The sequence below is a fragment of the Conexibacter sp. SYSU D00693 genome, assembly GCF_017084525.1.
In the GTDB taxonomy this organism is placed as follows: domain Bacteria; phylum Actinomycetota; class Thermoleophilia; order Solirubrobacterales; family Solirubrobacteraceae; genus Baekduia.
Map to the genome: position 1 here is coordinate 3,567,096 of NZ_CP070950.1, position 23,095 is coordinate 3,590,190.

The 23,095-nt window shown below is 74.4% G+C and carries 29 protein-coding genes and 1 tRNA gene; 16 read left to right on the plus strand and 14 right to left on the minus strand.

The window, feature by feature from the left end; genetic code table 11:
- Positions 1-11 precede the first annotated feature (11 nt).
- On the minus strand, positions 12-680 hold the full coding sequence (locus JUB12_RS17615; protein ID WP_205696746.1) for a response regulator transcription factor: 669 nt from the start codon (positions 678-680) through the stop codon (positions 12-14).
- Complete coding sequence (locus JUB12_RS17620) at positions 665-1,783, minus strand: sensor histidine kinase (protein WP_205696747.1); 1,119 nt, start codon at positions 1,781-1,783, stop codon at positions 665-667. Before JUB12_RS17620 ends, JUB12_RS17615 begins: the two co-directional genes overlap by 16 nt.
- A gap of 135 nt (positions 1,784-1,918) precedes the next feature.
- Between JUB12_RS17620 and JUB12_RS17625 the strand changes: the two genes are divergently transcribed.
- Together JUB12_RS17625 and JUB12_RS17630 are read left to right on the plus strand one after the other, a co-directional pair.
- Positions 1,919-3,058 carry a serine hydrolase gene (locus tag JUB12_RS17625; RefSeq protein WP_205696748.1) on the plus strand — a complete coding sequence of 380 codons (1,140 nt, stop codon included), beginning with the start codon at positions 1,919-1,921 and terminating at the stop codon, positions 3,056-3,058.
- Between the two features lie 96 nt (positions 3,059-3,154).
- Entirely contained in the window at positions 3,155-3,727 is a 573-nt protein-coding gene (locus JUB12_RS17630) for a dihydrofolate reductase family protein (RefSeq protein ID WP_205696749.1), read from the plus strand.
- On the opposite strand, the gene JUB12_RS17635 is transcribed toward JUB12_RS17630, so the two are convergent.
- Positions 3,682-4,419, minus strand: coding sequence for a helix-turn-helix domain-containing protein (locus JUB12_RS17635; RefSeq protein WP_205696750.1), 738 nt, complete (start codon positions 4,417-4,419; stop codon positions 3,682-3,684). The two genes, JUB12_RS17630 and JUB12_RS17635, sit on opposite strands and share 46 nt — an antisense overlap.
- Before the next feature lie 72 nt (positions 4,420-4,491).
- Here JUB12_RS17635 and JUB12_RS17640 point away from each other — a divergent pair.
- Positions 4,492-4,564, plus strand: a tRNA-Thr gene (locus JUB12_RS17640).
- Positions 4,565-4,584: 20 nt separating this feature from the next.
- Here the strand turns inward: JUB12_RS17640 and JUB12_RS17645 are convergent.
- The gene (locus JUB12_RS17645; protein ID WP_205696751.1) at positions 4,585-5,448 is read right to left on the minus strand and encodes a LysR family transcriptional regulator; all 864 of its coding nucleotides are present in this window, start codon (positions 5,446-5,448) and stop codon (positions 4,585-4,587) included.
- Between the two features lie 234 nt (positions 5,449-5,682).
- Between JUB12_RS17645 and JUB12_RS17650 the strand changes: the two genes are divergently transcribed.
- Positions 5,683-6,237: an SDR family oxidoreductase gene (locus JUB12_RS17650; RefSeq protein ID WP_205699804.1), complete on the plus strand. Its 555-nt coding sequence runs from the start codon at positions 5,683-5,685 to the stop codon at positions 6,235-6,237.
- A 61-nt stretch (positions 6,238-6,298) separates the two neighbouring features.
- Here the strand turns inward: JUB12_RS17650 and JUB12_RS17655 are convergent, their stop codons facing one another.
- Together JUB12_RS17655 and JUB12_RS17660 are read right to left on the minus strand one after the other, a co-directional pair.
- Positions 6,299-6,844 (minus strand): MBL fold metallo-hydrolase, encoded by a 546-nt coding sequence (locus JUB12_RS17655; protein WP_371822342.1) that lies wholly within the window; start codon positions 6,842-6,844, stop codon positions 6,299-6,301.
- Positions 6,845-6,906: 62 nt separating this feature from the next.
- Entirely contained in the window at positions 6,907-7,872 is a 966-nt protein-coding gene (locus JUB12_RS17660; protein ID WP_205696753.1) for an RNA polymerase subunit sigma-70, read from the minus strand.
- Positions 7,873-7,974: 102 nt separating this feature from the next.
- Here JUB12_RS17660 and JUB12_RS17665 point away from each other — a divergent pair, with 102 nt between their 5' ends.
- Complete coding sequence (locus JUB12_RS17665) at positions 7,975-8,610, plus strand: bifunctional 2-polyprenyl-6-hydroxyphenol methylase/3-demethylubiquinol 3-O-methyltransferase UbiG (protein ID WP_205696754.1); 636 nt, start codon at positions 7,975-7,977, stop codon at positions 8,608-8,610.
- Here the strand turns inward: JUB12_RS17665 and JUB12_RS17670 are convergent.
- Positions 8,595-9,446, minus strand: coding sequence for a M23 family metallopeptidase (locus JUB12_RS17670; RefSeq protein ID WP_205696755.1), 852 nt, complete (start codon positions 9,444-9,446; stop codon positions 8,595-8,597). The two genes, JUB12_RS17665 and JUB12_RS17670, sit on opposite strands and share 16 nt — an antisense overlap.
- 129 nt (positions 9,447-9,575) lie before the next feature.
- Between JUB12_RS17670 and JUB12_RS17675 the strand changes: the two genes are divergently transcribed.
- A complete protein-coding gene (locus JUB12_RS17675) occupies positions 9,576-10,010 on the plus strand; it encodes a hypothetical protein (protein WP_205696756.1) in 435 nt (144 codons plus the stop codon).
- 9 nt (positions 10,011-10,019) lie between these two features.
- On the opposite strand, the gene JUB12_RS17680 is transcribed toward JUB12_RS17675, so the two are convergent.
- The 4 genes from JUB12_RS17680 to JUB12_RS17695 are packed head-to-tail and all read right to left on the minus strand — an operon-like array spanning position 10,020 to position 11,864.
- Complete coding sequence (locus JUB12_RS17680; RefSeq protein WP_205696757.1) at positions 10,020-10,421, minus strand: low molecular weight phosphatase family protein; 402 nt, start codon at positions 10,419-10,421, stop codon at positions 10,020-10,022.
- Entirely contained in the window at positions 10,418-11,128 is a 711-nt protein-coding gene (locus JUB12_RS17685) for an MIP/aquaporin family protein (protein ID WP_205696758.1), read from the minus strand. Before JUB12_RS17685 ends, JUB12_RS17680 begins: the two co-directional genes overlap by 4 nt.
- Entirely contained in the window at positions 11,125-11,607 is a 483-nt protein-coding gene (locus tag JUB12_RS17690; RefSeq protein ID WP_205696759.1) for an ArsI/CadI family heavy metal resistance metalloenzyme, read from the minus strand. The genes JUB12_RS17685 and JUB12_RS17690 overlap by 4 nt, the downstream gene beginning before the upstream one ends.
- Positions 11,595-11,864, minus strand: a complete 270-nt coding sequence (locus JUB12_RS17695) for a helix-turn-helix transcriptional regulator (RefSeq protein WP_205696760.1) — start codon at positions 11,862-11,864, stop codon at positions 11,595-11,597. The genes JUB12_RS17690 and JUB12_RS17695 overlap by 13 nt, the downstream gene beginning before the upstream one ends.
- A 74-nt stretch (positions 11,865-11,938) precedes the next feature.
- On the opposite strand from JUB12_RS17695, the gene JUB12_RS17700 reads away from it, so the two are divergent.
- From JUB12_RS17700 to JUB12_RS17720, 5 genes are all read left to right on the plus strand, one after another.
- Entirely contained in the window at positions 11,939-12,406 is a 468-nt protein-coding gene (locus tag JUB12_RS17700; RefSeq protein WP_205696761.1) for a helix-turn-helix transcriptional regulator, read from the plus strand.
- Between the two features lie 10 nt (positions 12,407-12,416).
- On the plus strand, positions 12,417-12,827 hold the full coding sequence (locus tag JUB12_RS17705; RefSeq protein ID WP_205696762.1) for a VOC family protein: 411 nt from the start codon (positions 12,417-12,419) through the stop codon (positions 12,825-12,827).
- 3 nt (positions 12,828-12,830) lie between these two features.
- Complete coding sequence (locus JUB12_RS17710) at positions 12,831-15,209, plus strand: excinuclease ABC subunit UvrA (protein ID WP_205696763.1); 2,379 nt, start codon at positions 12,831-12,833, stop codon at positions 15,207-15,209.
- A 16-nt stretch (positions 15,210-15,225) separates the two neighbouring features.
- Positions 15,226-15,555 carry a YnfA family protein gene (locus JUB12_RS17715; RefSeq protein WP_205696764.1) on the plus strand — a complete coding sequence of 110 codons (330 nt, stop codon included), beginning with the start codon at positions 15,226-15,228 and terminating at the stop codon, positions 15,553-15,555.
- A gap of 100 nt (positions 15,556-15,655) precedes the next feature.
- The gene (locus JUB12_RS17720) at positions 15,656-15,973 is read left to right on the plus strand and encodes a hypothetical protein (protein WP_205696765.1); all 318 of its coding nucleotides are present in this window, start codon (positions 15,656-15,658) and stop codon (positions 15,971-15,973) included.
- Positions 15,974-16,032: 59 nt separating this feature from the next.
- Here JUB12_RS17720 and JUB12_RS17725 read toward each other — a convergent pair whose 3' ends face one another.
- Both JUB12_RS17725 and JUB12_RS17730 read right to left on the minus strand, forming a co-directional pair.
- Positions 16,033-16,206: a hypothetical protein gene (locus JUB12_RS17725; protein ID WP_205696766.1), complete on the minus strand. Its 174-nt coding sequence runs from the start codon at positions 16,204-16,206 to the stop codon at positions 16,033-16,035.
- A complete protein-coding gene (locus JUB12_RS17730; RefSeq protein ID WP_205696767.1) occupies positions 16,206-17,318 on the minus strand; it encodes a sigma-70 family RNA polymerase sigma factor in 1,113 nt (370 codons plus the stop codon). The genes JUB12_RS17725 and JUB12_RS17730 overlap by 1 nt, the downstream gene beginning before the upstream one ends.
- Before the next feature lie 62 nt (positions 17,319-17,380).
- Between JUB12_RS17730 and JUB12_RS17735 the strand changes: the two genes are divergently transcribed.
- Genes JUB12_RS17735 through JUB12_RS17745 form a run of 3 tightly spaced genes read left to right on the plus strand, consistent with a single transcriptional unit; the run spans position 17,381 to position 20,788 of the window.
- Positions 17,381-18,886 (plus strand): DHA2 family efflux MFS transporter permease subunit, encoded by a 1,506-nt coding sequence (locus JUB12_RS17735; protein ID WP_205696768.1) that lies wholly within the window; start codon positions 17,381-17,383, stop codon positions 18,884-18,886.
- Between the two features lie 49 nt (positions 18,887-18,935).
- Positions 18,936-19,940 (plus strand): ATP-binding cassette domain-containing protein, encoded by a 1,005-nt coding sequence (locus JUB12_RS17740; protein ID WP_205696769.1) that lies wholly within the window; start codon positions 18,936-18,938, stop codon positions 19,938-19,940.
- Entirely contained in the window at positions 19,937-20,788 is an 852-nt protein-coding gene (locus tag JUB12_RS17745; RefSeq protein WP_205696770.1) for an ABC transporter permease, read from the plus strand. Before JUB12_RS17740 ends, JUB12_RS17745 begins: the two co-directional genes overlap by 4 nt.
- Here JUB12_RS17745 and JUB12_RS17750 read toward each other — a convergent pair.
- Entirely contained in the window at positions 20,785-21,786 is a 1,002-nt protein-coding gene (locus JUB12_RS17750) for an AraC family transcriptional regulator (RefSeq protein WP_241004305.1), read from the minus strand. The genes JUB12_RS17745 and JUB12_RS17750 overlap by 4 nt on opposite strands.
- A gap of 117 nt (positions 21,787-21,903) precedes the next feature.
- Between JUB12_RS17750 and JUB12_RS17755 the strand changes: the two genes are divergently transcribed.
- Both JUB12_RS17755 and JUB12_RS17760 read left to right on the plus strand, forming a co-directional pair.
- A complete protein-coding gene (locus JUB12_RS17755; protein ID WP_205696772.1) occupies positions 21,904-22,374 on the plus strand; it encodes a pyridoxamine 5'-phosphate oxidase family protein in 471 nt (156 codons plus the stop codon).
- A gap of 43 nt (positions 22,375-22,417) precedes the next feature.
- The gene (locus JUB12_RS17760; RefSeq protein ID WP_205696773.1) at positions 22,418-22,972 is read left to right on the plus strand and encodes a dihydrofolate reductase family protein; all 555 of its coding nucleotides are present in this window, start codon (positions 22,418-22,420) and stop codon (positions 22,970-22,972) included.
- Positions 22,973-23,095 lie beyond the last annotated feature (123 nt).

Below are 23,095 nucleotides of genomic sequence, written 5' to 3' on the forward strand. Positions count from 1 at the left end.
GTCAGGCTAGCCTAACTCCCACCAGCGTGGTCGGAGATGCTCTCGAGGTAGGCCAGCACCGCCAGCACGCGGCGGTGGTCGTCCGACGAGGGCGGCAGGTCGAGCTTGCTGAGGATCGCGTTGATGTGGTTGCTCACCGACTTCTCCTCGATGACCAGCCGGGCGGCGATCGCGGCGTTCGAGCGGCCCTCGGCCATGACGGCCAGGACCTCGCGCTCGCGCGGCGTCAGCTCGTCCAGGCGGCTCGGCCGTCCCCCGGTCCCGAGGAGCTCGGCGACGACCTCGGGGTCCAGCGCCGTGCTCCCCGCGGCGACGCGCTTGACCGCCTCGACGAAGTCGCGCACGTCCCCCACCCGGCTCTTGAGCAGGTAGCCCACGCCGCCGGCCCCGTCGGAGAGCAGCTCCGCCGCGTACACCCGCTGCACGTACTGCGAGAGGATCAGCACCGGCAGGCCCGGGACGGCGCGGCGGGCCTCGATCGTCGCCTTGAGCCCCTCGTCGGTGAAGGTCGGCGGGAGGCGGACGTCGACGATCGCCACGTCGGGACGCAGCTCGACCAGCTGGTCCGCCAGGCCCTCGCCGTCCTCGAGCGCCGCGACGACGTCGAAGCCGTAGCTCGTGAGCATCCGCGTGAGGCCGTCGCGCAGGAGCGCGAGGTCCTCGGCTACGACGACGCGCACGGCAGCCGGGCCTGGACGGTGGTCGGCCCGCCGGGCGGGCTGGTGATGGTCAGCGTCCCGTCGAACGGCGCGAGGCGCCGCTGGACGCCGCGCAGGCCGGTCCCCGCCTCGGGGTCGGCGCCGCCGCGACCGTCGTCGGTCAGGTCGATGGCCAGCCCGCCGTCGCGGTCGGCGGCGCGCAGGGCGATGTGCCGGGCGCCGCTGTGGCGGATGGCGTTCGTGAGGAGCTCGACGGTCGTGAAGTACGCCGCGCTCTCCAGCGGCGCCGGCAGGCGGCGGTCGACGTCGACGGTGCAGCTGACCGGGACGGGGCTGCGGGCGGCGACGTCCTCGAGCGCGGCGCGCAGGCCGCGCTCGGTGAGCAGCGGCGGCGCGATGCCGTGCACGAGCGCGCGCAGGTCGGCCATCGCGGTGTCGGCGTCGGCGCGGGCCTGGGCGAGCATCGTGCGGGCGGCCTCGGGCTCGCGCTCGAGCAGGTCCTCGGCCATCCCGAGGTGGAGCGTCAGCGAGACCAGGCGCGCTTGGGCGCCGTCGTGGAGGTCGCGCTCGATGCGCCGCAGCTCGCCGGCGGAGCTGTCGACGGCCTGCTGGCGCGTGTCGGTGAGGCGCTGGACGCGCGCGGCCATCCGCGCGGCCTTCGTCGGCGCCAGCAGGAAGCGCGTCCAGGCGTCGTCGGCGCGCAGGAACAGGCGCGGCGCGAAGGCGCAGAGCACGAGCATCAGCCCGCCGACCGGGACGGCGAAGAACGCCATCGCCAGGTCGGTGACCATCACCCACTGGTACGGGACGCGGCCGTCGCCGTCCAGCGCCCACACCGCCGGCATGACGACCCCGAAGACCGCGGCGGCGAAGAGGTCGACGAAGAGCACGAAGAGCGGCACGCCGACGGGGACGGCCAGCCAGGCGACGTCGCGCCACGAGCGCGGCGCGGGCGACGTCCATCCGTGCTCGGCGCGGCGGGCGTCGGCGCGGGCCTGCGCTCGGATGCGCGCCCGCCGGGAGACCGGCGCGGCGAGCAGGAGGCCGAGGCGCACCAGCCCGTCGAGCGCGGCGAGCGCGAGACGCCGCGCCTCGCCGCTTGCCTGCCGGAGCGCCTCGCGCATGACCTTCGACGGTACGGCCAGACCGGCGGCCCAGGCAAGAGGTGCCAGCACCTGTCCTGGCTGAGGCGCGCGCGCCTGCCCAAGAGGGGTCGCTGCGCCGTCGACCGCGGCGCGCCTTCTGGAGAGCCTGCGGCCATGACCCTCCACCACCCCAAGCCGCGCGCCGTCGTCGCCCTCGTCGCCGCGCTCTGCGCGCTCGTCGCCGTCGCCCCGGCGTCCGCCAAGCGGACCGCCCCCGCCGGCGGCCTCCAGCAGGACCTCCAGCAGCTCGTCGACCCCGAGGCGTTCCCTGGCGTCCTGGCGTCGGTGCGCGACCGCGCGGGCCGTGTCACGAACGCCGTCGCGGGCGTCGGCGACCTGCGCACGGGCCAGCGCCCGCCGGTCGACGGCGAGGTCCGCATCGGCTCCAACACCAAGACGTTCACCGCGGTGGCCGTCCTGCAGCTCGTCGCCGACGGCAAGGTCGACCTCGACGCGAAGGTCGAGGAGTACCTGCCGGGCCTCGTGCGCGGCCCCGGCGGTGACGGGCGTGAGATCAGCGTCCGCCAGCTGCTGCGCCACACCAGCGGCCTGCCGAACTACACGAACTTCCTCCTGGAGACGGGGATCCTGCCCTGGATCCACACGTACTTCCAGCCGCGCGCGATGCTCGACAAGGGCCTGGCGCAGGAGGCCGAGTTCGCCCCGGGCACGAGGTTCTCGTACTCGAACACGAACTACGCGGTGCTCGGCCTCATCGTCGAGGCGGTGACCGGCCGGCCGATCGCCGAGGAGCTCGAGCGGCGCATCGTCCAGCCGCTGCGCCTGCGCCACACGTACTTCCCGGGCGTGGGAGAGCAGGAGCTGCGCGGCCGCCACCCGCACGGCTACCACCGCGACGACCCGGCCCAGCCGCTCGTGGACGTCACGGTCCAGGACCCGTCCTTCGGCTGGGCCGCCGGCCAGATGGTCTCGACGCCCAGCGAGGTCAACCGGTTCTTCCTCGCGCTGCTCCAGGGCAAGCTCGTCTCGCCGGCCCTGCTGCGCGAGATGCAGGAGACGGTCCCGGCCGACGAGCTCGGCGCGGGCAAGCGCTACGGCCTGGGCCTGGTGCGCAGCGAGCTGCCGTGCGGCGGCGAGGCCTGGGGCCACGGCGGCAACATCGCCGGCTTCACGACGGTCAACGCCGCGACCGCCGACGGCCGCGCCGCGACGATCGCCCTCACCGGCCTGCCCACGGTGATGGAGCAGGTCGAGGCCATGGAGGGCGCGGTCGGCCGCGCGCTCTGCCGCTGAGCCTCCGCGGCGGCGTCGGTTCTGTCCAAGACCGCGCCGCCGCACCGTTCCTAGGGTCCCGGTCCTCGTACCGGGACCCGAAGGAAGGAGCAGCAGGTGGCACGAGAGCTGGTGTGGACGGGGTTCGTCTCGCTCGACGGCGTGGCGGACTCGCCGGGCGGGACGGAGGAAGGGCATCGCAGCGGCGGCTGGGTGCTCGAGCACTTCAGCCCCGAGTCCTTCGCACTGAAGGGCGAGGAGCTGGAGGAGACGACCGCGCTGATGTTCGGCCGGCGCAGCTACGAGGCGTTCGCGCCGGTGTGGCGCGACTCCGACGACCACGCCGCGTACAAGGACCTCCCGAAGTTCGTGGTCTCCACCTCGCTCGCCCAGGACGACCTCATCGACGGCTGGGGCGACATCACGATCCTGCGCTCCGCCGAGGACGTCGCCGAGGTCAAGCGGGGCGACGGCGGCGCGATCTTCATCCACGGCAGCCCCGAGCTTGCCGTCTCGCTCGCCGACGCGGAGCTCGTCGACCGCTACAACCTCCTCGTGCTCCCGGTGCTGCTCGGTGCCGGGAAGAGCCCGTTCAGCCGGGCAGACCGCGACAAGCAGCGGCTGCGCCTGCGCGACTCCGCGGTCTACGCCAACGGGGTGGCCAAGCTCCTGTACGACGTCGTGCGCTGAGCCGGGTCGAGGGCCAGCGGGCCGCCCTCCCCGTCCTGCAGCTGGCCGGCGGTGCGCCCGACGTACCGGCGCAGCGCGCGGGCGAGGTGCGGCTCGTCGTAGAACCCGAGCGCGAACGTCACATCCGCCGCCGGCGCGCCGGAGGCCAGCAGGACCGCGGCCTCGCGGGCGCGCGCGATCTGCCGGACGGCGCCCCGGCTCAGGCCGGTCGCCGCCCGGAAGCGGCGCTCCAGCGTGCGGTCCGTGACGGCGGGGCGATCGCCGCGCAGCGCCGCCGTCACGAGCGGGTCGCGCTGCACGGTGCCGTCGGCCACGAGCCGCGCGACGAGCGCCTCGGCGTCGTCGGCGCCCGGCACCTCCCAGCGCCGGCCGTCGAGGCGGAACCGGCCGCCGCTGACCTCCGGCAGCTCGATCCCGCCGTCGACCAGCGCCGGCGTCGGCACGCCCCGCAACGACGTCCCGACCGCGAACTGGTTGCCCAGGAACGTCGCGCCCTCGGGCACCGGCGCCGTGCCCGTCGCACGCTCCGGGCCGCTGACGGCGGCGAGACGCCGGCCGTCCTGCTCCCAGAGCACGAGCCCCCAGGTCTCGGTGGCCACCGACGTCATCTCGGTCACGGCGCCGCTGCGGCAGGTCCAGACGGACTGCACCCACGACGAGTCCGACGGTCGCGTCTCGAACGCGAGGCCCACGACGCGGACCCTAGAGGGCGGCGCCGTCGCCGAGGACCCGGGGCGGGACCCTCGCTATCCTTGGCCCGCCCCGCCGCCGTAGCTCAGCTGGTAGAGCACTTCACTCGTAATGAAGGGGTCAGCGGTTCGAATCCGCTCGGCGGCTCTGGACGGACGCCCCCATGGTCACGGCTCGTCGAAGAGCGGTGTGACGTCGTCGGGCAGGGCGGCGCGGGCGGCTGCGGCGAACGCGGCCAGCAGCCTGGAGCGGCGGGCGGCTTCGGTGGCCAGCCAGACGTGGTCGGGTTCGGCGTCCGTGAGCGGGACGTAGACGACGTCAGGCCTCGAGTAGTAGCGGGTGGCCGAGCGCGGCAGCACGATGATCCCGTTGCCGGCGGCGACGTGCTCGAGCTTCTCTTCGACCGACCGCAGCTTGGTGCTCGCCGACAGCCCGGGAACCGGGGCCGGATCGAGGTAGCGCAGGTGCGGCTGGTCCGCGAGCTCGCCATGGCGGAGTCGCCGCCGGTCGGCCAGCGGATGGTCGGCGCGGAGGGCGACCAGGCGCGGCTCGCTGAACAGCGGCTCGAGCCGCAGCCCCTCTCGACGTAGGGGAGCCCGGACGAAGCCGATGTCCACCCGGCCCGACAGGATCAGCTGCTCCTGGTCGTCCCACTCCATCCGGCGGACGTCGACCTGGACGTCGGGGTGCTCGGCGCCGAAGGCGGCGATCGTGGCGGTGGGGACGATGCCGGCGCGAAAGCCGACGACCAGGTGGTGCCTGCCGCGGCCCGCGCGCTGGACGCGCCGGCGTACGCCGTCGGCGCTCGCCAGCAACGACCGTGCGTCGCCCAGGAGCTGCTCGCCGGCCGGGGTCAGCGTCACCGATCGCTTGTCGCGCTCCAGCAACGCCACGCCGAGCTCGCGCTCCAGGGCCGCGACCTGCCGCGACACCGCCGGCTGGGCGAGGTGCAGTCGCTCCGCGGCCCGCCGGAAGTGCAGCTCTTCGGCAACCGCCACGAACGAGCGCAGCTTGTGGAGGTCGAGGTCCACCGCCGCAGCGTACTGATGCCATCCCGGCATCAGAACCGCGGAAGTCGGTCTTGGACAGGCCGCTGGCGCGCGCTCACCATCGCCGCATGACGACGCTTGCAGACTCCCGGGTGCTGATCATCGGCGCCACCAGCGGCATCGGCCTGGCGACCGCCCGGCTCGCCGCCGACGAGGGCGCCCACGTGCTGATCGCCGGCAGCCGCGAAGCCGCGGGTCGACGCGGCGCTCGAGACCCTGCCGACCACGGCCGAGGGGTACGTCGTCGACGCGCGCGATCAGCAGGCCCTGCGCAGGGTGCTGAGCACCATCGGCCGGGTCGACCACCTCGTCTACACCGCCGGCGAGTCCCTCACCACCAGCCTGCTGGCCGATCTCGACCTCGCCGCGGCCCAGGAGGCCTGGAGGATCCGCTACTGGGGCGCGCTGGCGGCCGTCAAGCACGCGAGGGTCTCGACGTCGATCACGCTGACCTCCGGCTCTGCCGGGGCACGCCCAGGCTCGACGTGGGCCAACGCCGCCGCGGTCTGCGGTGCCACCGAAGCACTGGGTCGCGCGCTGGCGGTCGAGCTGGCACCGGTCCGCGTCAACGTCGTGGCGCCCGGTGTCGTGCGCACCGACCTGTGGCGCGACATCGACGCCGAGGCGCTCTTCAGCGCGGTCGGGGAGGAGCTGCTGACCGGACGCGTCGGCGAGGCCGCCGAGATCGGTGAGGCCTACCTCCACCTGCTGCGCAGCGGCTTCACGACCGGGACGACGCTGCGCATCGACGGTGGCGCGCTGCTGGCCTGAGCTGCGACCTCGCATCGGAGGGCTCAGCGGCCTCCAAGCCGCTCGGCGGCCCCTCGCGCGCTCAGGGCCGCCACGGCTCGCGCACGTGGGTGAGCCAGACGAGCTCGGGCTCGAGGGCCAGGACGGTGTGCTGGCCTTCGGTGCTCGGCTCGTCGAGCTCGCCGAACCACACCGCGACGTCGCCGCCGACGACGACCGGTCGGTCGCCGGTCTCGAGGACGACCACCTGCATCCCGTCGGTGTGGCCGGGCGCGGGGACCAGCCGCACGCCCGGCAGCAGCTCGTGCTCCCCGTCGACCGCCACGTACTCCACGCCGGGCGCGTCGACCCACTCGGGCAGCGTGTAGTCGGGCTTGGTGCGGGCGTCGTCCAGCTCTCGGCGCTGGACGTAGAACGGCGTGCCGGCGAGCAGGTGGTTGCCGCCGCAGTGGTCGAAGTGCAGGTGGGTGTTGACGACGAGGTCGATGCTCGCGAGGTCGAGGTCCTGCCCGGCCAGCGGCCACAGCCGCGGGTCGAGGTCGGCCGCGGCGGGGTGGAGCTGCTCGATCCCCGTGTCGACGAGGATCCGCGCGTCGGGGTGGTCGACCACGTGGACGCAGACCGGCATCCGCTCGCCGTCGGCCAGGAGGTCGGCGACGACGAGCGGCGTGACGGTGACCGACGCGGCGCTCACAGCGCCGCCGGCAGGTCGAAGCGCGCGAACTGCGAGCGGTCGAACGTCGTGATGTCGCCGACGACGCCGTCGCGCACCCCGAGGACGTCGATCGCGAGCGGCTCGTGCGCGGCGTCGCCGGGCCGGCGCACGTAGGCGGCGACGGCGGGCTGGCCGTTGGCGCGCGTGACGACGCACCGCAGGCTGCCGAACGCGTCCGAGCCGAAGCCGCCGTCGACCCATGCCTGCACGACGGTGTCGCGGCCCTCCCACAGCCCGGGCGCCGGCGGCATGGAGAAGCGGACGTCCTGGTGCAGGAGCGCGGCCGTGCCCTCGGCGTCGGCGCGCTCCGTGCAGTCGACGTAGCGCGCGAGCAGCTCGCGCTCGGCGGCGGTGGGTTCGGCGTCCGGCCGCCACGCCTCGCGCTCCTCCGGGAGGCGCTCGCGCAGCTCGCCCCGCGCGCGCTGCAGGGCGGAGTTCACCGAGGCCTCGGTCGTCTCCAGCAGCCGCGCGCTCTCCTTGGCCGAGCAGCCGAGGACGTCGCGCAGGACGAGCACGGCCCGCGGCAGCGGGGCGAGGTGCTGGATGGCGACGATGAACGCCAGCTCGACGGTCTCCTTGGCCAGCGCCGCGCCCTCCGGGCCCTCGCGCCGGTCGGGCAGCTGGTCGAGCAGCGCGTCGGGGTAGGGCTGCAGCCAGGCGACCTCGCCGCTGGTCGACGGCCGGCGCGGGCGCTTGTCGAGCGCGTCCAGGCACGCGTTCGTGGCGATCCGGTAGAGCCACGCGCGGACCGAGGCGCGGCCCGCGTAGGTCTCGCGCCGCCGCCACGCGCGCAGGAAGGCCTCCTGGACGAGGTCCTCGGCCTCGTCGAAGGACCCGAGCAGGCGGTAGCAGTGGACGTGCAGCTCACGGCGGTGCGGTTCGACGCGAGCGCTGAAGGCGTGCTCGTCGAGCGGGTGGAGGTCGTCGGTGATGGGGCTCATGGTGGGTGTGACGGCGGACGGCCCGAAAGCTCATCAGGAGCCTGTTGCCAGATCGGCACAGGCTCTTGCCAGCGAGGTCGCAGCGTGCGACCGTCCCCGGCGATGGCGACGCACGCGCACGACCAGGACCACGACGACCGCACGCCGGCGGAGTACTGGGAGGCACGCTACGCCGACGGCCACACGCGCTGGAGCGGCGCGGTCAACGCGTCGCTCGCCGCGGAGGTCGGGTCGCTCACGCCCGGGAGCGCCCTGGACGTCGGGTGCGGCCAGGGCGGCGACGCGATCTGGCTGGCGCGCCACGGCTGGACGGTGACCGCGACCGACGTGGCCCAGAGCGCCCTGCAGGTGGGGGCCCAGGCCGCGGCGCAGGCCGGCGTCGCCGGCGCCATCACCTGGGAGCGCCACGACCTCGCCACGTCCTTCCCGGACGGGACGTTCGACCTCGTGACCTCGAGCTTCCTGCACTCGCCGGTCGCGCTTCCGCGCACCGCGATCCTGCGCCGCGCCGCCGCGGCCGTCGCGCCGGGCGGCACGCTGCTGGTCATCGGCCACGCGCCGTCCGAGCGCCATCCGCACGCCGGGCTCCAGACGGCCGACGAGGTCGTCGCCGAGCTCGCCCTGCCCGCCGACGCGTGGGCGCTGCGCACGTGTGCGCTCGTCGAGGTGGAGCACGCGTTCCCCGGCGAGGAGCCGACGCGGCGCACCGACGCCGTCGTGCGCTACGAGCGCGCCTGAACGCGCCCCGCGCCCGTCTGCGCGTCCCACCGGCGCAGCAGCGGCGCCGGGTCGACCGGCTCGCCCTCCCAGTAGCCGGGCGCCCGCCACAGCTCGAAGTGCAGGTGGCAGCCGGTCGAGTGGCCGGTGGTGCCGACGAGGCCGAGGGCCTCGCCGGTGACGACGCGGTCGCCGACGGCGAGCGCGGGGAGCTCCTGGAGGTGCAGGTAGGCGGCGGAGGCGCCGCCGGCGGTGTCGAGGACGACGTGGTTGCCGCGCACCCCGTCGTAGCCGACCTCGCGCGCGACGCCCGCCCGTGCCGCCACGACCGGCGTGCCGCACGGCGCGACGACGTCCTGGCCCTGGTGGCCGCGCCCGGCGCCGAGGCCGTCGCCGAACGTGTGCGGCCCGCGGACCGGGAAGAACGCGCGGACGGCGTCGAACGGCGCGCCCGCCGGGGCGACCGGGCCGTCGTCGACCGCGGCGAGGAAGCGGAAGCGCCCGTCGGGGACGCGGCGGCCGGTGGCGGTCCTGCCGTCCCAGCTCAGCGTGCGCGACGCGCCGGGCGCCAGCGGCCCGACCTCCCACGAGGCGATGGGCCGGCGCGCGCCGCCGCCCACGAGCACGACCCTGACGCGCCGCGCGCCGCCGGCCGGCGCGGTGACGGTCAGGCGCTGCCTGCGCGGGCCGTCGAGCAGCAGCCGCTGCGAGCGGACCTCCGCGGCGCGCAGCTGCGCGGGCGGCGTGGCGGCGGCCGGTGCGGACCCCTGCAGCGCCGGCAGCGCCCACGGGGCGGCGACGGCGACGGCGAAGGTGGCCAGGCCGGCGGCCCGGACGATGCGGTTCCCCTGAGGCACGAGCGAGCACGCAGGGGTGCGCCGCGCAAGCCCCCTGCCCGCGCGTCCCCTGCCGCGGCGTGGGCTTCCACGCCGTCGCGGGAGCCCCTGCCCCTGCACGACCGCGCCCACGGCTGCGACGATGCCGGGGTGCTGTGGGACGTGCTGCGGGGGACGGCGCACTTCAGCGACGCTCGGCGGGCGGCGCTGCAGGCCGAGGGCGTGGTCCTCGAGGCCGACGACGCGAAGGGCACGCTGACCTACCGCGACTACCGCGGGCCCGACCGCCGGGCGAGCTGGCGCAAGGAGGGGCTGCGCGTCGCGCTCGCCGTCACCGGCCGGCGGGTCGCCGCCGACCGCCGCGGCGGCCCGCTCCTCGACGTCCCGTTCGACCACCCGGGGGTGGCGGGCATGACGACCGGCGTCGACGACGGCGGCAAGCTCGTCGTGGCCTGGGACTGCGCGCTGCTGCGCGACGACACGACAGGCCGCCAGGAGCTGCGGGTCGTCCTGCCCGGCGCCGAGCGCGACCGGGCCGTCGCGCTCCTGCTGGCCCGTGGTCTGGGTCCGTTCGCCGCGGGCTGAGGCCGGCGCTCAGTCGCCGTCGAGGTCGCGCACGAGCGCCGTCACGCGCCGCTCGACCTCGTCGCGCAGGCGGCGGACCTCGTCGACCGGCCGGCCCTTCGGGTCGGGCAGCTCCCAGTCGACGTAGCGCTTGCCCGGGATGTACGGGCACGCGTCCCCGCAGCCCATCGTCACGACGACGTCGGCCTGCTCGGCGAGCTGCGCGCTGAGGCGCTGGGGCCGGACGCCGGCGAGGTCGATCCCCACCTCGCGCAGGACCTCGAGGACCTCCGGGTGCACCGCGCCGTCGGGGTCGGCGACCGACCCGGCCGACGACGACGTGTGGCGCCCGCCGGCCGCGCGGTCGAACAGCGCGCGGCTCATCTGCGAACGGCCGGCGTTGTGCAGGCAGACGAAGAGGACGTGGCTCATGGGTGCTCCGGGTGGGGGACGACGACGTCGCGGGCGGCCGTGCGCGGGATGCCCGGGTACAGGGCGCGGACGAGCGCCACCGCGACGGCGACGCCGACCAGCTGCATCGCCACGAACGCGGGCACCGACGCCGGCGCGATGCCGGCGAAGGTGTCCGAGAGCATCCGGCCGACGCTGATCGCCGGGTTGGCGAAGCTCGTGGAGCTCGTGAACCAGTAGGCGGCCCCGATGTACGCGCCGACGGCCGCCGGCGCGCTCGCCGCACGGCCCGAGCGCGCGAGGCTGAGGACGAGCGTGACGAGCCCGGCCGTCGCGACGACCTCGGCGAGCAGGTGCCCGCCCGAGGCCCGGTGGGTCTCGGCGATCGAGACGGCGTCCAGGGAGAACATGCCGTTGGCGAGCACCGCACCGGCCACGCACCCGAGGACCTGGGCCGGCACGTAGGCCGCGGCGTCCCGCCACGCCAGGCCTCCGAAGAGCGCGTCGGCCAGGGTCACCGCCGGGTTGAGGTGGGCGCCGGAGACCGGGCCGACCATGAGGATGATCGCGTAGAGCCCCACCGCCGTCGCGGCGGCGTTCTCGAGGAGCTGCAGGCCCGCGTCGTCCGACAGCCGCTGGGCCGCGATGCCGGAGCCGACCACGACCGCCGCCAGCAGCGCCGAGCCGACGGCCTCGGCGAGCAGGCGGCGGCCGAGCGGCGGGGTCACGCCGCGCAGCAGGCGCGCACGGTCCCGCAGCAGTCGCCGGGCTCGTGGTCGGCGCAGCCGCAGGCGGTGCCCTCGGCGACCGCGAGCCCGCCGTCGCCGTGCTCCTCGGTGTCCTCGTGGGTGACGAAGACCTCCCAGGGCGTGCCGTCGGGGTCGCGGACCCAGACCTTGTCCTGGCGGGCGTAGCAGCAGGTGGTGTCCAGCTCGTCGAAGGCCGCCAGCCCGGCGGCGACGAGCCGCTCCTTGGCGGCGAGGACGTCCTCGGTCGTCTCGACCTGGATGCCCGCGTGGTTGAAGGCGCCGAGCTCCGTGCGCTCGCCCTGGGTGAGGGTGAGGTTCAGTGCGGGCTGGACGACGGAGAGCTTGGCGTAGCCCGGCTTGCGCTTCTCGGCGGTCGTGCCGAACAGCGCCTCGTAGAAGGGGACGGCGCGGTCGACGTCGGTGACGGTGAGCGCGAGGTGGGGCCTCAGGACAGCCATGAGCGAAGGACCTCCAGGGTCGAGTCGTCGAGCGAGTAGTAGGCCCACTTGCCGCGTCGCTCGACCTCGACGAGCCCGGCTTCCCGAAGCTTCTTGAGGTGGTGCGAGAGCGTGGGCTGGGAGACGTCGAAGAGCGGCTGCAGGTGGCACTGGCAGACCTCGCCGTCCGCGGTGCGCAGGTGCTCGAGGACCTGGACGCGGATCGGGTCCGACAGCGCCTTCGCCAGGTCGGCGACCGCGATCACATCGACGCTCATCTATGTGAGCGTCGCATAGACGATCATCTATGTCAACGGTCCGTCCTCGACGCGCGGCGTCCAGGACCGCGAAGATGCGCTCCGTGTCGTCCGAGCGGCTGCAGACCCTCGCGCTCCTGCGCCGCGCCCGTGATCGCATGGACCGCGAGCACGACCAGCCGCTCGACGTCGAGGCGATCGCGCGCGGCGTGCACCTGTCCGCCGGCCACTTCAGCCGCGCGTTCCGCGAGGCCTACGGCGAGACGCCCTACAGCTACCTCATGACCCGCCGGATCGAGCGGGCGATGGCGCTCCTGCGCCGGGGCGACCTGAGCGTCACCGAGGTCTGCTTCACCGTCGGCTGCTCGTCGCTCGGGACGTTCAGCACGCGCTTCACGGAGCTCGTCGGGATGTCACCGAGCACGTACAAGCGCGAGGCGGCGGGGTCGGTCGCCGGGCTGCCGTCGTGCGTGACGAAGGCGGCCACCCGTCCCGTTCGGCGCCCGAAGAGCGCGCCGGAATCGGTCAGGGATCGAGAAGCCACGACGCCGGCCCGGACGTAGCGTGCCCGCCATGGACATCACCATCAGCGCCAGCTTCCTCCCCCACGACGACCCCGAGGCCGCGCTGGCCTTCTACCGCGACGCGCTCGGCTTCGAGGTCCGCAACGACGTCGGCTACGAGGGCATGCGGTGGATCACCGTCGGCCCCGCCGGCCAGCCCGGCACGTCGATCGTCCTGCACCCGCCCGGGGCCGACCCCGGCATCACCGACGAGGAGCGGGCGATGATCGCCGAGATGATGGCCAAGGGCACGTACGCGAGCCTGCTGCTGGCCACGCCCGACGTCGACGCCGCCTTCGAGGTCCTCCAGGGCCGCGACGTCGAGGTCGTGCAGGAGCCCACGGACCAGCCCTACGGCATCCGCGACTGCGCGATCCGCGACCCCGCCGGGAACATGATCCGCCTCCAGGAGGTCAAGTAGGCGATGGCGAGCACCGGCCTCGAGGCGCCGGCGGTCCACGGGGCCGACAGCCACGACCTCATCCGCGTCCTGGGCGCGCGGGAGAACAACCTCAAGGACGTCAGCGTCGAGCTCCCGAAGCGGCGCCTGACGGTCTTCACCGGCGTCTCGGGGTCGGGCAAGAGCTCGCTGGTCTTCGGCACGATCGCCGCCGAGTCCCAGCGCCTCATCAACGAGACCTACAGCGCGTTCGTCCAGGGCTTCATGCCGACGCTCGCCCGGCCCGACGTCGACGTGCTGGAGGGCCTGACGACCGCGATCATCGTCGACCAGGAGCGCATCGGGGCCAACCCGCGCTCCACGGTCGGCACCGTCACCGACGCCAACGCGATGCTGCGCATCCTGTTCAGCCGGTTGGGCCAGCCGCACGTCGGTCCCCCGAGCGCGTACTCGTTCAACACCGCGTCGGTCACCGCCAAGGGCGCGATCACCGTCGAGCGCGGCGAGCGCAAGACCGTCAAGGCGTCGTTCTCGCGCCAGGGCGGCATGTGCCAGCACTGCGAGGGGCTCGGGCGCGTCTCGGACATCGACGTCTCGCAGCTGCTGGACGAGCGCAAGTCGCTCAACGAGAAGGCGATCACCATCCCGGGCGTCTCGATGGACGGGTGGTACGGGCGGATCTTCCGCGGCAGCGGGTTCTTCGACCCCGACAAGCCGATCGCGAAGTACACGAAGGCCGAGCGCCACGACCTCCTGCACAAGGAGGCGACGAAGATCAAGGTCGAGGGGATCAACCTCACCTACGAGGGCCTGATCCCGATGGTCCAGCGGTCGATGCTGTCCAAGGACCGCGAGGCGATGCAGCCGCACATCCGCGCGTTCGTCGAGCGGGCGGTGACGTTCCAGACGTGCCCGGAGTGCGACGGAACGCGGCTCAGCGAGGCCGCGCGGTCCTCGAAGGTCGACGGCAAGAGCATCGCCGACGCCTGCGCGATGCAGATCACCGACCTGGCGGAGTGGGTGAGCGGGCTCGACGAGCCGTCGGTGGCGCCGCTGCTGGGCGCGCTGCGCGAGACCCTCGACTCGTTCGTCGAGATCGGCCTGGGCTACCTCAGCCTCGACCGGTCCTCGGGGACGCTGTCGGGCGGCGAGTCCCAGCGCGTGAAGATGATCCGCCACCTCGGCTCCGCGCTCACGGACATCACCTACGTCTTCGACGAGCCGACGATCGGCCTGCACCCGCACGACATCGCGCGGATGAACGAGCTGCTGCTCGCCCTGCGCGACAAGGGCAACACCGTGCTCGTCGTCGAGCACAAGCCCGAGGCGATCGCCATCGCCGACCACGTCGTCGACCTCGGCCCGGGCGCGGGTGCGGGTGGCGGCGAGGTCGTGTTCGAGGGGACGGTCGAGGGGCTGCGTGAGGCCGACACGGTCACCGGACGCCACCTGGACGACCGCGCTTCGGTGAAGGCGTCGGTGCGCTCGCGCTCCGGCGTCCTCGAGGTCCGCGGGGCGGACACGCACAACCTGCAGTCGGTGGACGTCGACGTGCCCCTGGGCGTGCTCGTCGTCGTGACCGGCGTCGCGGGCTCGGGCAAGAGCTCGCTCATCCATGGCTCGGTCGCGGGGCGCGAGGGCGTCGTGGCGATCGACCAGGGGGCGATCAAGGGCTCGCGGCGCTCGAACCCGGCGACGTACACCGGTGCGCTGGACCCGATCCGCAAGGCGTTCGCGAAGGCCAACGGGGTCAAGCCGGCGCTGTTCAGCGCGAACTCCGAGGGCGCGTGCCCGGCGTGCAACGGCGCGGGCGTCATCTACACCGACCTGGCGATGATGGCCGGGGTCGCCACGACCTGCGAGGAGTGCGAGGGCAAGCGCTTCGACGCCGCGGTGCTCGAGCACCGCCTCGGCGGTCGCGACATCTCCGAGGTCCTGGCCATGTCGGTCGACGAGGCCGCGGCGTTCTTCGCCGAGGGGGAGGCCAGGACGCCCGCGGCGCACAAGGTCGTCGTCCGGCTCGCGGACGTCGGGCTGGGCTACCTGACGCTCGGCCAGCCGCTGACGACCCTGTCGGGGGGCGAGCGCCAGCGGTTGAAGCTCGCCACGCACATGGGTGACGAGGGCGGGGTCTACGTCCTGGACGAGCCGACGACGGGCCTGCACCTCGCCGACGTCGAGCAGCTCCTCGGCCTCCTGGACCGCCTGGTCGACGCCGGCAAGTCGGTGATCGTCATCGAGCACCACCAGGCCGTCATGGCCCACGCCGACTGGATCATCGACCTCGGCCCGGGCGCCGGCCACGACGGCGGCCGGGTCGTCTTCGAGGGCACCCCGGCCGACCTCGTCGCCGACCGCTCGACGCTCACCGGCCAGCACCTCGCGCAGTACGTGGGCGCGTGACCGAGCGCGCGCCGGCGTGACCGCCCGCTCCGTCCCGCTCTTCGTCGTCGCGGCGGTCGCCGAGATCGGCGGCGCGTACCTCATGTGGCAGGCGGTCAAGGAGGGTCGCGGCCTGCTGTGGGGCCTCGCGGGCGCGGCCGCGCTCACGGGCTACGGCGCGGTCGCGGCGCTCCAGCCCGACGCCGGCTTCGGCCGGGTCCTCGCCGCCTACGGCGGCGTCTTCATCGTCGGCTCCCTGCTCTGGGGCATGGCCTTCGACGGCTTCCGCCCCGACCGCTGGGACGTCGCGGGCGCGGCGGTCTGCCTCGTGGGCGTCGCGCTGATCATGTACGCGCCGCGGGGCTGAGGGGCGCCGTCGGTGAGCTGCGTGACACCTCGTGCCGACCTGGGGTGCACGAGGTGCCACGCACTCGATGGCGGCCACGCGGGTAGGACGAGGGGCGAGGATGTCGACCGCCGCCGACACGTCCCAGCCGCTCGCCGTGGACGACCGTCCCCGCCGTGCGCGACGCGCGAGCGACGCCGCGCTCACCGCGCTCGGGCTGTCCTGCCTCCTGTCGCTCCTGGGCGACGGGCTCGTCATCGACGGGCTGACGCTCGTCCTCTCGATCGCCACCGTCATCGGAGCGGTGCTGTGGGCGGTCTTCACCTTCGTGGACAGCCCTCCGGGCGAGAAGCGCGCCTGGAGCGTGGTCTGGCTGCAGGTCCTCGGCCTGTTCGCCGCACTCGCGGCGGTGTGGTTCGTCGTCGACCGCGCGCTCTAGCCGCGCCGATGACGCCTCGAGCATGTGGGACATGCACGAGCCGTCACCGGGCGCGACGCTCAGCCCGCCGGCGCGCCGTCCAGCGGCTCGAGCTCGTAGACCGGCGAGCCGTGGGCGTTGCAGCCGGCGCGCAGCACGCGCCAGCGGTGGCCGTTCGAGCACGTCGCCACGTAGACGCCGTCCTCCTCGCCGAGCTCGAGCAGGCCGGCGTCGCAGGTGGGGCAGCGGGTCATCAGCCCAACCGCTCCGGCAGCCCGAACGCCGCGAAGGCCTCGCGCAGCCGCTCGGTGTCCGCGTCCTTCTCGGGCCAGCGCTCGTAGAAGTCGCGGTCCTTGACCGGCGTGTCGCGGACGACGAAGGACGTCACGGACCGGATCCGCTCGCCGTCGAGGGTGAGGACGTCCAGGGCGAACGGGCGGAAGTCGCCGAACTGCGGGTGGTGGCAGTAGGCGGCGCTGGCGGGCTGGCCGTTGACCGTCGTGTGGAGGTGCTTCCACTGCCACTCGCCGCTCAGCGGGCCGCGGGCGAGGAAGCCGCGGATCGCGTCGCGGCCGTCGAACCACACGGGCAGCGGCGGCATCGACCACGCCGCCTCCTCGGCGAGCATCCCCACGACGGCGTCGACGTCGAAGCGGGCCATCGCGTCCATGTAGCGCTGCACGACCTCGCGCACGCGCTCGTCCCCCACCGACCGGAGGTTGGCCTGCTGGGAGCGCTCCGGGAGCTTCTCGTCGACCGTCTTGCGCGCGCGCTGCAGGGCGCTGTTGACCGACTGGACGGTGGTGTCCATCGCGTCGGCGACCTCCTGGGCGCTGAAGCCCAGGACCTCCTTCATGATCAGCGCCGCCCGCTGGTTGGCCGGCAGGTGCTGGAGCGCGGCGATGAACGCGAGCTCGACGCTCTCGCGGCGCTCGAAGCGCGCCTCGGGCTGGACGAGGCCGTCCTCCTCGACGAAGACCTGGTCGGGGTAGGGCTCGATCCAGACGGTCTCCGTGGGCGGCTCGCCCCAGCCGTCCTTGGGGTCGGTCGGGCCGGTGTGGTCGAAGGGCAGGACGCGCCGCTTGCGCTTCTGGATCGCGTCGAGGCTCGTGTTCGTCGCGATCGCGTAGAGCCAGGAGCGCAGCGAGCTGCGGCCGTCGAAGCGCGGCAGCCCCCGCCACGCGCGCAGGAGCGCGTCCTGCAGGGCGTCCTCGGCGTCGTGGACCGAGCCGAGCATCCGGTAGCAGTGGGCGTGCAGCTCGCGCCGGTGGGGCTCGACGAGCGACGCGTAGGCGCCCTCGTCGCCTCGGCGCGCGGCCTCCAGCAGGCCCTGGTCGGCGGCGAACGAGGCGGGCGAGGGGGCCATCGGCCAAGAAGTCTGGCGGGGACCGATGAGTTCCCGCAAGGGACCCGGTCCCTAGGGACACGATGCTGACCTCAGAGACCACCACCCCCCTCCACCAGCCGGAGCCCGAGGACCGCTCGCGCTGGGTCGCGCTCGTGGTCCTCTGCACCGGCATGCTGATGATCGTGCTCGACGCGACGGTCGTGAACGTCGCGCTGCCCACGATCCAGGACGACCTCGGCTTCAGCCAGTCCAGCCTCGCCTGGGTCGTCAACGCCTACATGATCGCCTTCGGCGGTCTGCTGCTCCTGACCGGCCGCCTCGGCGACCTCCTCTCGCGGCGCGGGATGGTCCTCGCCGGCCTCGCCGTCTTCAGCGGCGCCTCGGCCCTCTGCGGCCTGTCCCAGAGCGACGCGATGCTCGTCGTCGCGCGCTTCGTGCAGGGCGTCGGCGGCGCGATGGCCTCCGCCGTCATCCTCGGGATGATCGTGACGATGTTCCCGGAGCCGCGGGAGCAGGCGAAGGCCATCGGCGTCTTCGCGTTCGTCGCCTCCGCCGGCGGCGCCGTGGGCCTGCTGGCCGGCGGCGTGCTGACCCAGGCCATCTCGTGGCACTGGATCTTCTTCATCAACCTCCCGATCGGGCTGGCGACGGCCGTCCTGGCGCTGCGCCTGATCCCCGCCGACCGCGGCCCGGGCATCGACCGCTCCACCGACTTCCTGGGCGCCGTCCTGGTGACGGGCGCGCTGATGGTGCTCGTCTACACGATCGTCTCGCCCGCGGCGCAGGACGGCTGGGGCGCGAGCTCGACGCTGCTCTTCGGCGCCGGCGGCCTCGTGCTGCTCGGGCTGTTCGTCGCTCGCGAGGCGACGGCGGCCACGCCGCTCGTCCCGCTGTCGATCTTCCGCTCGCGGGCGGTCACGGGTGCGAACCTCGTGCAGGGTCTCGCCGTCGTCGGGATGTTCTCGACGTTCTTCCTCGGCGCCCTGTACCTCGAGCGCGTCCTGCACTACGACGCGCTGGAGATCGGCCTCGCGTTCCTGCCGACGACGCTGCTCATGGGCGCGCTGTCGCTGCGGTGGTCCGAGGTGCTCGTCATGCGCTTCGGCGCCCGGCGCACGCTGATCCCGGGCCTCGGGCTCGTGGCGGTCGCGCTGCTGCTCTTCGCCCGCTCGCCGGTCGACGGCTCCTACTGGGTCGACGTCCTGCCGGTCATGGCGCTCATGGGCACCGGCGCGGGCCTGGCGTTCCCGGCGCTCATGAACCTCGCGATGTCGGGCGTCGAGCCCAGCGAGGCCGGCCTCGCGTCGGGCCTGGTGAACACGTCCGCGCAGGTCGGCGGGGCGCTCGGGCTGGCGGTGCTCGCGACGCTGTCGACCGGCGAGACCGACCGCCTGACCGCCGCCGGCGAGGCACTGCCCCAGGCGCTCAACGGCGGCTACCACCTCGCCTACCTCGTGGGGGCGGGCGTGCTGGCGCTGGCGCTCGTGGTCGCGGTGGTCGTGCTCGAGCGCGACCCGGCGCCGGAGCCCGTCGCGGGCCGTGCGGCCGGGCCGGTTCGAACCGACCTCGTCTGCGAGCCGGCCTGAGCCGGTTGCGGCCAGACGCTGACCTCGACCACCGTTAGCGTTGCGAACGATGTCCGCCTCCGCCCCCACGTCCCTGGCGATCGAGGCCGAGGGCCTGGTCAAGGTCTTCGGGGAGACCCGCGCCGTGGACGGCGTCGACCTCGCCGTGCCCCGGGGCGCCGTCTACGGCGTCCTGGGGCCCAACGGGGCCGGCAAGACCACGACGATCAAGATGCTCACGACGCTCCTGACGCCGGACGCGGGCCACGCCCGTGTCCTCGGCCACGACGTGGTGGGCGACGCGGACGCGGTCCGCCAGCGGATCGCCCTGACCGGTCAGCTCGCCTCGGTCGACGAGGACCTGACGGGCCGGGAGAACCTCGTGCTGCTCGGGCTGCTGCTCGGGTTCAAGCGCAAGGCCGCGACGGTCCGGGCCGACCAGCTGCTGGAGGCCTTCGGCCTGGTCGAGGCGGCGGGCCGCCTGGTCAAGCACTACTCGGGCGGCATGCGCCGCCGCCTCGACATCGCGGCGAGCATCGTCGTGACGCCGGAGGTCCTGTTCCTGGACGAGCCGACGACGGGCCTGGACCCGCGGTCGCGCAACGAGGTCTGGGACATCGTGCGCGCGCTCGTCGGGCGCGGGACCACCGTCCTGCTGTGCACGCAGTACCTCGACGAGGCCGATCAGCTCGCGTCGCGCATCGCGGTCATCGACCACGGACGGGTGATCGCGGAGGGGACGCCGGGCCAGCTCAAGGCGTCGGTCGGCGGCAGCGCGCTGCACGTGCGGCTGCTCGACGGCGCCGACCGGCCCGACGCGGCCGCGGTGCTCGAACGGGCCGTCGGCGGCGAGGCCGGGGCCGTGCACCTCGAGCCCGACCCGGCCGGCCTGTCGGTGCCGGTCGCTGACGCCGAGGCGGCCGCGGGAGCGCTGGCGGCCCTGAGCGCCTCGCGCATCGGGGTGGCGGGCTTCCAGCTCGGCCAGCCCAGCCTGGACGAGGTGTTCCTCGCGCTCACCGGCCAGCCGGCCGGCGAGGACCGGACCGACAAGACCAGCGAGGAGGTGGCGGCATGAGCCTGGCCGCGGAGCACGCCGGCGAGGACGTCCGGGAGGCCCCGGTCGTCGAGAAGCTGCAGGCCGCGCTGGCCGAGGGCGAGCGGCCGCCGCGGCCGAGCGCCTGGGCGTCGTCGGTGGCGTTCGGCTGGCGCGGGATGCTGCGCATCAAGCACGTCCCCGAGCAGCTCCTGGACGTGACGATCACGCCCGTCCTCTTCCTGCTGATGTTCACGTACCTCTTCGGCGGTGCGGTGGAGGGCTCGACGGACGCCTACCTCCAGTACCTCCTGCCGGGCATGCTCGTGCAGTCGGTGCTGTTCACGACCGTGTACTCGGGCGTGACGGCGAACACGGACCGCACGAGCGGGGCGACCGACCGCTTCCGCACGCTGGCCATGTGGCGCCCGTCGCCGCTCGTCGGCGTCCTGCTCAGCGACGTCGTGCGCTACGGCGTGGCGTCGGTCATCGTCGTCGCGCTGGGCCTGGTGCTCGGCTTCGACGCCGACGGCGGGGTGGGCGGCATCGCGCTGGCGATCCTGCTCGTGGCGGCGTTCGCGTTCAGCCTCGCGTGGCTGTTCACGTGCGTGGGCATGGTCATGCGCTCGCCCAACGCGGTGATGAACACCGGGTTCATGGCGCTGTTCCCGCTGATCTTCCTGAGCAACGTGTTCGTCGACCCGTCGACGCTGCCGGCGGCGCTCGAGGCGTTCGTCGACGTCAACCCGATCTCGCACCTGACCACCGCGGTGCGCGGCCTGATGGCGGGCGACGCGGCGGGTGAGGACGTGCTGCTCGTGCTCGGCGAGGCGGCGGTGATCACGGCGGTGTTCGCGCCGCTCACCGCGCGCCTGTACCACCGCGGCTAGCTCCCGGCCCGGCCGCCCGCGGGTGCGCGGGCGGCCGCGGTCGCGCGCAGGCGCTGCTCCCAGACCAGCGGGTCGGCCTCGAGCAGGCTCACCTCGACGCCGAGCTCGCGCAGGGCGTCGGCGAGGGCCTCGCGGCGGATGGCGCCGTAGGCCAGCACGTGGGCGACGACGCCGCCGTAGCTGAAGGACTCCGGCGGCTCGCAGAGGGCGTCGACGAACGCGTCGTCCCACGCCTGGCGCTCGCGCAGCCGCGCGACGAGCTTCGTGAAGCGCGCGGCGGCGTGGTCGAAGCGGCCGACGAGCTCGGCGGGGTCGGCCGGGTCCGGGCTCGCCTCCGGCCACGCCTCGCCGGCCATGGCGGCCACCCAGACCTCGAGCGTCGCCACCAGCCGCTCGGCCATCACCCGCACGCTGGCGTCCTCGCCCTCGAACCAGACGAGCACGCGGCCGGCGGCGACGGGCCGGTCCAGGTCGGCCGGCGGCAGTGCGGCGGTGGTGGCCAGGAGGTCGCGCGTCCGGGCCACGTGGTGGCCGAGCTGGCGGTCGACCGGATCCAGGCCGGGCGGCGGGGCGCCTTCCCCGCCGCGGGCGCCGGTGCGCGCCGGTCCGGGCAGCAGGACGCCGGCGGGCGCGTGGAAGTGGACGCCGTTGGGCGCGGGCGCGTGGAGGGGGAGGTCGGCGGCCGCCGAGGCGTAGGCGGTCGGCGGCGCGCCGAAGAGCCGCGAGAAGGCGCGGCTGAAGGCGGCCAGCGAGCCGTAGCCCGCGGCCTCGGCGGCCTCCGTGGGCGTCGCGCCGCCGTGGCGCAGCTGCCACGCGGCGCGCTCGAGCAGGAGCCGGCGGCGCAGGGCCACGGGCGTCTCGCCGGTGGCGGCGTGCAGCAGCCGGTCCAGGTGGTCGCGGCTGAACGCCGCGCGCCTGGCCAGCTCCCGTCCGTCGGTCGGCTCGTCGAGCGAGTCGAGGACGAGGTCGAGGAGGTCGCGCAGCCGGTCGTCGCTCACGGCATCGCCCATCGTCGCGCACGCGGGGGTGGTGGGTGCCAGGCACCCACCACCCGGCGGCTTGATCGCGTTCGACGTCCTCGCGCGCGAGACCGGCGCGTCGCGCAGGATCGGCGCATGCCCAGCTGGTCCGACTTCGAAGCGGCGGCGCCGGAGCTCGCGGTGCTCGTCCGCGCGCGGCTCGACGCCCACGTCCACCAGACCCTCGCGACCGTCCGTGCCGACGGCGGTCCCCGCATCTCCGGCACGGAGTCCCAGATCGCCGACGGCGAGCTGTGGATCGGGTCGATGTGGCGGGCGCGCAAGGCGCTCGACCTCCGGCGCGATCCCCGCTTCGCCCTGCACAGCGGCTCCGACGACCCGCCCGCGTGGCAGGGCGACGCGAAGCTCGCCGGCGTGGTCGAGGAGGTCACCGACGAGGCGACCGTCAAGCGCCTCAACGGCGAGGCCGCCGCCGACGGCCCGTCGCACCTCTTCCGCCTCGACCTCCGCGAGGTCTCGCACGTGGCCGTCAACGACGCGGGCGACGGGCTGGTCATCGACGCCTGGACGCCGCAGCGCGGCACCTGGCGCATCGAGCGCGCGTGAGGGGCGACCGATGAGTCTCCGACGTGGCGGCGGTCTGCACGTCATGCACGAGCGCAAGGTGGTCCTGAAGATGGTCCTGTCCCTCGACGGCTTCGCGACGTCGCTCGACGGGACGCACGAGTGGATGTTCGAGTGGTTCGGCGACGACTCTGGCGCGCGGACGCTGCGCACGCTCGAGGAGGCCGGGGTGCACGCGATGGGCCGTCGCAGCTACGAGGTCATGGGCCCCCACTGGGCGGCGTCGCAGGGACCGGTCGCCTCGGCCATGAACGACAAGCCGAAGGCCGTCTTCTCGCGCACCCTCGAGCAGGTGAGCTGGGGCCCCGCCGAGGTCTTCGCCGACGTGGCGGCGGGCATCGCGGACCTCAAGGCCCGCGAGGAGGAGGGGACGATCCTGATCCATGGCGGTCCGGGCTTCGCCGCGGCGCTGACGCAGCTGGGTCTGGTCGACGAGCTCCAGCTCACGACCGTCCCGATCGCGATCGGTGCGGGCCGCAGCCCGTTCGCCGAGCTCCGCGAGCCGCTCGCGCTCGAGGTCGTCGACGAGCAGCGCTTCCGCAGCGGCGCGCTGGGGCAGGTCCTCGTGCCGCGGCGCTGACGCGATGCGACGGGGTCTGACCCCGTCGCACGGCCGAGCGCGCGATGCGACGGGGTCTGACCCCGTCGCACGGCCGAGCGCGCGATGCGACGGGGTCTGACCCCGTCGCACGGCATGCTTGGG

What these genes read in the sequence shown, in the direction of transcription:
- JUB12_RS17745 (WP_205696770.1), top strand. Translation starts at nt 19,937, where the DNA reads ATGAGCCTGGCCGCGGAGCACGCCGGCGAGGACGTCCGGGAGGCCCCG.
- JUB12_RS17760 (WP_205696773.1), top strand. Translation starts at nt 22,418, where the DNA reads ATGCACGAGCGCAAGGTGGTCCTGAAGATGGTCCTGTCCCTCGACGGC.
- JUB12_RS17620 (WP_205696747.1), bottom strand. Translation starts at nt 1,783, where the DNA reads ATGCGCGAGGCGCTCCGGCAGGCAAGCGGCGAGGCGCGGCGTCTCGCG.
- JUB12_RS17695 (WP_205696760.1), bottom strand. Translation starts at nt 11,864, where the DNA reads ATGAGCGTCGATGTGATCGCGGTCGCCGACCTGGCGAAGGCGCTGTCG.
- JUB12_RS17655 (WP_371822342.1), bottom strand. Translation starts at nt 6,844, where the DNA reads ATGCCGGTCTGCGTCCACGTGGTCGACCACCCCGACGCGCGGATCCTC.
- JUB12_RS17740 (WP_205696769.1), top strand. Translation starts at nt 18,936, where the DNA reads ATGTCCGCCTCCGCCCCCACGTCCCTGGCGATCGAGGCCGAGGGCCTG.
- JUB12_RS17665 (WP_205696754.1), top strand. Translation starts at nt 7,975, where the DNA reads ATGGCGACGCACGCGCACGACCAGGACCACGACGACCGCACGCCGGCG.
- JUB12_RS17730 (WP_205696767.1), bottom strand. Translation starts at nt 17,318, where the DNA reads ATGGCCCCCTCGCCCGCCTCGTTCGCCGCCGACCAGGGCCTGCTGGAG.
- JUB12_RS17725 (WP_205696766.1), bottom strand. Translation starts at nt 16,206, where the DNA reads ATGACCCGCTGCCCCACCTGCGACGCCGGCCTGCTCGAGCTCGGCGAG.
- JUB12_RS17700 (WP_205696761.1), top strand. Translation starts at nt 11,939, where the DNA reads ATGCGCTCCGTGTCGTCCGAGCGGCTGCAGACCCTCGCGCTCCTGCGC.
- JUB12_RS17720 (WP_205696765.1), top strand. Translation starts at nt 15,656, where the DNA reads ATGTCGACCGCCGCCGACACGTCCCAGCCGCTCGCCGTGGACGACCGT.
- JUB12_RS17660 (WP_205696753.1), bottom strand. Translation starts at nt 7,872, where the DNA reads ATGAGCCCCATCACCGACGACCTCCACCCGCTCGACGAGCACGCCTTC.
- JUB12_RS17735 (WP_205696768.1), top strand. Translation starts at nt 17,381, where the DNA reads ATGCTGACCTCAGAGACCACCACCCCCCTCCACCAGCCGGAGCCCGAG.
- JUB12_RS17755 (WP_205696772.1), top strand. Translation starts at nt 21,904, where the DNA reads ATGCCCAGCTGGTCCGACTTCGAAGCGGCGGCGCCGGAGCTCGCGGTG.
- JUB12_RS17710 (WP_205696763.1), top strand. Translation starts at nt 12,831, where the DNA reads ATGGCGAGCACCGGCCTCGAGGCGCCGGCGGTCCACGGGGCCGACAGC.
- JUB12_RS17625 (WP_205696748.1), top strand. Translation starts at nt 1,919, where the DNA reads ATGACCCTCCACCACCCCAAGCCGCGCGCCGTCGTCGCCCTCGTCGCC.
- JUB12_RS17705 (WP_205696762.1), top strand. Translation starts at nt 12,417, where the DNA reads ATGGACATCACCATCAGCGCCAGCTTCCTCCCCCACGACGACCCCGAG.
- JUB12_RS17680 (WP_205696757.1), bottom strand. Translation starts at nt 10,421, where the DNA reads ATGAGCCACGTCCTCTTCGTCTGCCTGCACAACGCCGGCCGTTCGCAG.
- JUB12_RS17690 (WP_205696759.1), bottom strand. Translation starts at nt 11,607, where the DNA reads ATGGCTGTCCTGAGGCCCCACCTCGCGCTCACCGTCACCGACGTCGAC.